Source organism: Kitasatospora sp. NPDC059577 (assembly GCF_042735475.1).
GTDB lineage: Bacteria > Actinomycetota > Actinomycetes > Streptomycetales > Streptomycetaceae > Kitasatospora.
In genome coordinates this window covers 6,783-13,529 of the sequence record NZ_JBHWBZ010000067.1, presented here as the reverse complement: position 1 = coordinate 13,529, position 6,747 = coordinate 6,783, and the positions used below count along the sequence as shown (strand labels likewise).

Annotated in this window: 6 protein-coding genes; 2 read left to right on the top strand and 4 right to left on the bottom strand. The window is 74.2% G+C overall.

The features are described 5' to 3' along the window. Window positions 1-212 precede the first annotated feature (212 nt). On the top strand, window positions 213-1,415 hold the full coding sequence (locus tag ACFV0O_RS35115) for an MFS transporter (protein ID WP_380347963.1): 1,203 nt from the start codon (window positions 213-215) through the stop codon (window positions 1,413-1,415). A gap of 91 nt (window positions 1,416-1,506) precedes the next feature. Beyond that, window positions 1,507-2,241 (top strand): class I SAM-dependent methyltransferase, encoded by a 735-nt coding sequence (locus tag ACFV0O_RS35110; protein WP_380347961.1) that lies wholly within the window; start codon window positions 1,507-1,509, stop codon window positions 2,239-2,241. A 49-nt stretch (window positions 2,242-2,290) separates the two neighbouring features. Here the strand turns inward: ACFV0O_RS35110 and ACFV0O_RS35105 are convergent, their stop codons facing one another. Genes ACFV0O_RS35105 through ACFV0O_RS35090 form a run of 4 tightly spaced genes read right to left on the bottom strand, consistent with a single transcriptional unit; the run spans window position 2,291 to window position 6,615 of the window. Further along, window positions 2,291-3,259, bottom strand: a complete 969-nt coding sequence (locus ACFV0O_RS35105; RefSeq protein WP_380347959.1) for an aKG-HExxH-type peptide beta-hydroxylase — start codon at window positions 3,257-3,259, stop codon at window positions 2,291-2,293. After that, a complete protein-coding gene (locus ACFV0O_RS35100; protein ID WP_380347957.1) occupies window positions 3,259-4,218 on the bottom strand; it encodes a JmjC domain-containing protein in 960 nt (319 codons plus the stop codon). Before ACFV0O_RS35100 ends, ACFV0O_RS35105 begins: the two co-directional genes overlap by 1 nt. 1 nt (window position 4,219) lies before the next feature. Continuing rightward, the gene (locus ACFV0O_RS35095) at window positions 4,220-5,479 is read right to left on the bottom strand and encodes an MFS transporter (protein WP_380347956.1); all 1,260 of its coding nucleotides are present in this window, start codon (window positions 5,477-5,479) and stop codon (window positions 4,220-4,222) included. 2 nt (window positions 5,480-5,481) lie between these two features. Beyond that, on the bottom strand, window positions 5,482-6,615 hold the full coding sequence (locus ACFV0O_RS35090; RefSeq protein WP_380347955.1) for a hypothetical protein: 1,134 nt from the start codon (window positions 6,613-6,615) through the stop codon (window positions 5,482-5,484). Window positions 6,616-6,747: the final 132 nt, after the last annotated feature.

Here is a 6,747-nt window from a genome sequence, read left to right as displayed (position 1 = left end):
GCGCCCACCCCCCCCCCCGGGGGGGCCCCCCCGGCCCCGCCGTCACGCGGCCCGGACGGCGGGGCCGGCACCACCGGTGAACAGGGAACGGCGCTCCTCCTCGGTCGGGACGGTCCCACAGGTCCGGGACGTCCCGGGCGACGGCCGCCATTCGGCGCAGCACGCCCCGGCACGGCGCGGGGCCGGCCCGACGGCGTGCCTATCGTGGTCGGATGACCGACCGTCGGACCGCCCGGCCCGCCGCAGGCCGCTTCGGCTACCTCGTGGCCGCCGCCGCCTTCGCCGTCTGCATGATGGGCACCACGCTGCCCACCCCGCTCTACGGGCTGTACCAGGAGGAGATCGGCTTCTCCGAGCTGACGGTGACGGTCGTGTTCGCCGTCTACGCCTTCGGCGTCATCGGCGTCCTGCTGCTGGTCGGCAACGTCTCCGACACCGTCGGACGCCGCCCCGTCCTGCTCGGTGCGCTCGGCTTCGCGGCCTGCAGCGCCGTCGTCTTCCTGGCCGCGGACGACGTGCCGCTGCTCTGCCTGGGCCGCCTGCTGTCCGGCTTCTCGGCCGGTCTGTTCACCGGCGCCGGCACCGCCTACGTGCTGGAGCTCGCCCCGCCCGCGAGCCGGGCCCGCGCGGGCTTCGTCGCGACCGCCGCCAACATGGGCGGCCTCGGCTGCGGGGCGCTGCTCTCCGGCCTGCTCGCCGAGTACGCGCCCGACCCGCTGGTCCTGCCGTTCGTCGTGCACCTGGTGCTGCTGGCCGTGTCCTTCGCCCTCACCCTGCGCCTGCCGGAGACGGTCACCGGGGCCCGCCCGCTGCGCACCGCCCGGCCCGTCCGGCCGTCCCTGCCGCCGGAGGTCCGAGGGGTCTTCGTCCCGGCCGGGATCGCCGCGTTCGCAGGCTTCTCGCTGCTGGGCGTCTTCACCTCCGTCAGCCCCGCCTTCCTCGCCACCGAGCTGGACGTCCACAACCACGCGGTCGTCGGCCTGATCGTCTTCACGGCCTTCTTCGCCTCCACCCTGGGCCAGCTCCTGGTGCCCCGGCTCGGCACCGCCCGGGCGATCCCGCTGGGCTGCCTGGTGCTCATCGCCGGACTGGCCCTGCTGGCCGTCTCGCTCGCCCGGACCACGCTCCCGCCGATGGTGCTCGCCGCCCTCGTCGGCGGCGCGGGCCAGGGCATGGGCCTGCGCGGCGCCGTGGGCGAGATCGCCGCCGCGAGCCCCGCCGAGCACCGCGGCGGCGCCCTGTCGATGCTGTTCGTGGTCGCCTACTTCGGCATCTCGATCCCGGTCATCGGGGTGGGCCTGCTCACCGGTCCGATCGGCCTCGCCCAGGCCGGCCTGGTCTTCACCGCCTGCATGGCCGCCCTGGCCGCCGCGTCCGGGGCGTACCTGCTGCGCCGGGCCCGCGCCGGGACCTGATCCCGTGGTGCGCCGAACGGTGCTTGCCGCTTCCGCCGGGGACCGATAGACACGGTCCCGACACTGTGCGTGACACCCGGAGGTCTCCGCCATGAGCGTGACGAGTCGGTACAGGGACGCCTGGGAGGGCTTCTGGCGCGACGCGCCCGAGGAACCGGGCTCGGTGATCTGGGACGCGGAGCCCTCCCTCACCGCGGAACGCCACCTCGCGCTGTTCGCTCCGCACGTCACCGACCCGGCGCTGCCCGTCGTCGACCTGGGCTGCGGCAACGGCACCCAGACCCGATTCCTCGCCGGCCGCTTCGACCGGGTCCTCGGGGTCGACCTGTCCGTCGCCGCCCTCGACCTCGCCCGGCGCCGGGATCCGGCCCGGCGGGCCGAGTTCGCCCAGCTGGACGCCACCGACACCGAGGCCGTCCGGGCGCTCCACGACCGCCTCGGCGACGCCAACGTCTACGTGCGCGGCGTGATCCACCAGAGCGAGCCGGCCGACCGCCGCCCGGTCGCCGAGGCCGTCGCCATGCTGGTCGGCGGGCGCGGCCGGGCCTTCGTCGTCGAACTCCGCGGTTCCGCCAAGCAGTTCCTGGCGGAACTCGCCCACGGCCCTGCCGGGCCGCCGCCGAAGCTGCGCCCGGTCTTCGCGCACGGCCTCGCCCCCGGCGAGGTCCCCGACGCGGCCTTCGCCGGGCTCTTCCACGCGGCCGGCCTCGACGTCCTCGACTCCGGGGACCTCCCGCTGGCCACCACCGAGTCCGCCCCCGACGGCCGGCGGATCGACCTCCCGGCCCAGTGGCTCGTCGTGGGGGCGCGGCCGGCCCGCCCCTGACCCCGGGGCGGGCTGCTGGAGCGGGCGGACCGCCGGAGCGGGTGGGCCGTCAGAGCGGGTGGGCCGCCGTCAGCTCCTTCTCCCAGCGGAGCAGGTCGTCGAAGTACCGCCGGCCTCCGTCCGTCCATTCGGCGACCGGCTCCAGCGCCGCGATCGTCCCGCGGAGCCGCCGCAGGGCATCGTCACGGCGCTCGGCGGCCTCCGGCGGCGCGCCCGGCTCGGCCGCCCAGCGGGCGAGTCCGTGCGCCATCCGGGCCAGCACGTGCGCGGCGTGCACGGCCCCGGTGACCGGTCGCGGATCGGGGCGCAGCGGGTGGCTCACCAGGACGTCGCCGTTGGTCACGTACCGCTCGAAGACGTTCCGCAGGTAGAGCGCGTGGTGGCCGGTCTCGTGCAGGAGCGCCTCGAAGGCGGCGGCGGGGCTCGCGACGCTGGAGGTGCCGAGGTAGACGGCGCCGAAGGTCGGGCGCAGGGTGGCGGAGCGGAAGGCGCCGCCGCGCACGTGCACGATGACCCGGACCAGCAGGGCCGTCTCCAGGGCGGCCTCCGGCCAGACCCTGCGCAGGGTCGTGCGGGCGGCTTCCAGGGTGGCGATGCCCTCGGTCGGGTCGAGCGTGCCGAAGTCGGCGTCGCCGGTGCCGCCGGTCCGTCGGATGTCGGCCCGCAGCTGTCCGGTGCCCCAGCGGCACCAGTCGGGGTCGGCCGCCGTGCCGTCCGGGGTGAGGTGGCGCAGCGGGGGCATCAGGCCGGTGGTGGCCGGTTCCCGCAGCAGCCCGGCGATCCGGGCGGGGTCCGGCGCCGCCGCGGGGCCGTCCGCCGGGTCGCCCGGGGTGCCGGCCCCGGTGGCCGGCCGGTCGGCGGCCCAGACCAGGCCGGGGTGCAGGCAAGCGGGCGCGGGGGCGCCGTCCGGCAGCGGTCCGAGGCGGCGCACGACCTCCCGGTGGTAGCTGCGGACGAGGGCCGCGGTACCGTCCGGGGTCATGCCGACCCGGACGGCCTCGTCCTGTCCGGTGCCCATCAGCCCTCGCCCGGGGTGGGTGCCACGCCCAGGATCTCGGTGAGCGAGGACTCCTCCGCCCGCTTGAGCTGCTGCTCGCGGGCCTGGAGCCGACGCACGATCAGGGCGGAGACCACCTCGTCACCCAGGTTCTCCAGGGTGTGGAAGACGTCCTTGCGGACCTCCTGCCAGATCTCCTTCGACTGTCCGCTCATCGCCTCGGCCTTGCTGGGCAGCCGCCCGCGCAGGGCCGCGCTGCGCTCGACCGCCAGGTCGAGGACGTCGTGCAGGATCTGCGTCCAGGTGTCCTCCACGCCGTCGGAGAACGCGATGTGCACGGAGCCCTCGTCGTCGGTGGTGCCCTCGTGGTAGAAGCCGCGCGGCAGGTAGAGGCAGTCCCCGGCGTGCAGGGTGACCTCCAGGGCCAGCGGGGTCCTCGGGGTCACGCCCGGCTTGGACCGGTTGACCGGCCACTTCATCGGCGGCTCGTGCAGCCGCCAGGTCTTGGATCCGGCCAGCTGCCGCAGGAAGATGCTGGCCAGGTCGTAGTGCGCCTCGGCACCCTTGGAGTGCGGCGGGGTCAGGAAGGCGTTGGCGGCGACGGGGACGCCGATCTCGCCGGACAGTTCGGTGCAGAAGGCCTCCACCTCGGGGCAGTAGGTGGACATCGCCTGGAAGACCAGCGTCGCGCCCTGTCCCATCTGCGACACCGCGTACCGCGGGTCCACCAGCCCGGACAGCACCCGGCGCTCGTCGGAGCCGTCGTCCCCGGGCTTGGCGGCGTTGCGGACACCGATGTCCTGGCCGTGGCGCCACAGTCTGACGTACGGGGTGCGCAGTCCGCGCTCGAAGAGCAGCCGCTGCGCGAGTTCCGTCGAGAACACGTCGTCCAGTGCGCCCATGTCCCGGCTGACGTAGGGCTCCGCGTCCCGTATGGACGACAGCTTCGACGGGTCGTCGAGGAGCTTCTCCAGCGCCATGTCATACCTCCGCGTCTTCGAGAACGGGCTCTTGTTCCTGGTGGAAATCGCGCACACCGGGCACGGTCAGCGCCAGCAGTGCGGTGCCGAGCTGGACGACCGCGGCGACGGCGAGCACGGTCGTGCGGCCCACCGCGTCGGCCAGCGGCCCGATCAGGGCCAGGCCGAGCGGCAGCAGGGCGAGGCTGCACAGCCAGTCGACCGAGCTGACCCGGCCGAGGATCGACGGGGCGAACTGGCGCTGGAGCGCGGTGTGCAGGAGGGTGTTGAAGGGCATCATCGCGAAGCCCGCGACCATGTAGCCGGCCACCACCCACCCCAGCGAGAACGGGGTGAGCAGCACCAGCGGCACTGTGGTGAAGAGCGCGTTGAAGACCATCGCGCTCGATCCGGGCCGCTTCAGCCTGATCCGCCCGACGACGATCGTGCCGACGAAGCCGCTCAGGCTGAACATGGCGATGACCAGGCCGTAGGTGGAGGGCCCCGCGAACCTCTCCTGGGTGATGACCGGCAGCAGGACCATGTGCGGCGCCACGACCAGCATGGTCTGCACGGCGGTCATCGCCAGCAGGGCCGAGGTCCAGCGGACCCGGCGCACCGCCGCCAGCCCCTCCCTGGCCTCCCGGAGGATCGAGGAGCGGGCCTGCGGCCGTCGCACCGGCGGCTCGGTGACGGCCAGGACGCACAGCAGGCTCACCGCGAAGGTGGCCGCGTTGGCGGCGAAGGCCACCCGGGTGCCGACGGTGGCCACCAGCACGCCGCCGAGCGCCGGCCCGATCACGGCGGCGGCGCTCTCGGTGCTGCCGCGCCACACGTTGGCGCTGAGCAGCCGGTCCTCGGGGACGAGGGAGGGCACCAGTCCGCCGTACGCGGGGCGGAAGAACGCCTCGCCGCTGCCCACCAGGAAGGTCATCACGGCCAGGGAGAGGGTCGCCGTGTCGAACGCCCCCAGCACCACGACCGTGATGGCGACCAGCCGGAACCCGTCGGCGATGACCATCGCCCGCCGGCGGGGCACCCGGTCCGCCCAGACACCGCCGAGCAGCGCGAACAGCACCGTGGCGAGCATCCGGGCGCCGATCACCAGCCCGACGTCGCCGGCGTCGCCGCCGCGTTCGAGCACCCGAAGGGAGACGGCCACGTTGAAGAGCTGGTCCCCGACGGCGCTGACCGCCTGGCCGGCCCAGAGGAATCGGAAGTCGCGCAGTTCCATGGCGCTGCCGGCCGGCTTGCCGGTCAGCGCGGTCTTCGGGTCGGGCATGCTCAGCCGATCGCGCTCGCCGCCACCGGGTCCGTCAGCTCTCCGTAGCCGAACCCGCAGCAGTCACCGGTGATGTCCTCGTCCCGCACCAGGGCGGGGTGTTCGGCACCGGTCACCCGGAGGTCCGCCAGGTCGACGGGTTCGGTGTCGTCGTCGATGTGGAGCTCGGCGCCGTCGGTGATCAGGTCGAGGTGGACCTTCTCCTCGTAGCCGACCACGGCGCGGTCCTGGTTGTGCTGTCCGAATCCGATGTGCACGCCGACCCGTCGCTCGTTGATGTGCGAGTTGGCCGGGATGAAGAGGCCGATGCCGGAGTTCGTGCCGAAGCCCAGCTCGCCCACCCGGGTGCCGTGCGGCTGCCTGAAGCAGAGTTCCACCAGCTCGCGGACCTCGTCGGAGCCGCCGGAGAACCCGGTGGCGCGCCCGTCCGCGATGTCGACGGTGAGCGGCCGGGCGCCCAGCCGGGTGTCGATCCGGGTGATGACGTTGCAGTTGAGCGCGCCGTCCGCGACCAGCCGGCCCTCGATGCCGGCCGGGTAGGTGGCGATCTCCCCCGCCGGGAGGATGGTGAAGCCGCCCGGGCGCCACACGCCGCGGTTGCTGATCCAGTCGTAGCGCCCGGCGTCGAGCCGGATCCGCAGGTCGGTGCCGCCCTTGCTGCGGACCCGAACGCTGCGGGCCTTCGTCAGCCGGGTGAGCAGTGTGGCGTTGCGGGCGCTGAGTTCCTCGGGACCGAGCTTGAGGGCCTGTTCGAAGAACTCCCGCGAGGCGCTGATGATGCGCACCACCATGCACCGGTCGCTGCCGAACTGCTGCATGACGTGCAGCAGTTGCGCGAAGTGGGACATCGTGTCGCGTTCGAGCGTGAAGACGACGAGCCGGCCGGTGAAGGACTCCGGGTCCGGCACGGCGGCCTTGAGGCGGGCGGCGAAGCCGTAGTCCACCAGCGGGCGCATGCCGATGACCTGGGCACTCAGCCCGCGCTGCTTGAGTCCGGCGACCAGCCAGGCGGCCGGTTCCCGGCTGTCCGGAGAGAAGACGACGACGCAGTGGTCGCGTGCGGAGAGGCCGGCGTACCGGTCGAGGAGTGCGTCGACTCCGTCCCGTACGTCGCGGTCGGACTGCACATCGGTCAAGACTCGCTCCTCTGGCTCTCGGTGCTGTCACGAGGAGTTGGGGGCCCGGGGGGGGGGGGCCGGGGGGGGGGCGGGCGGGCGGGGGGGGGGCGGGCGGGGGCCGCCCAGACGCGCCCCAGCGGGGCGGGCGAG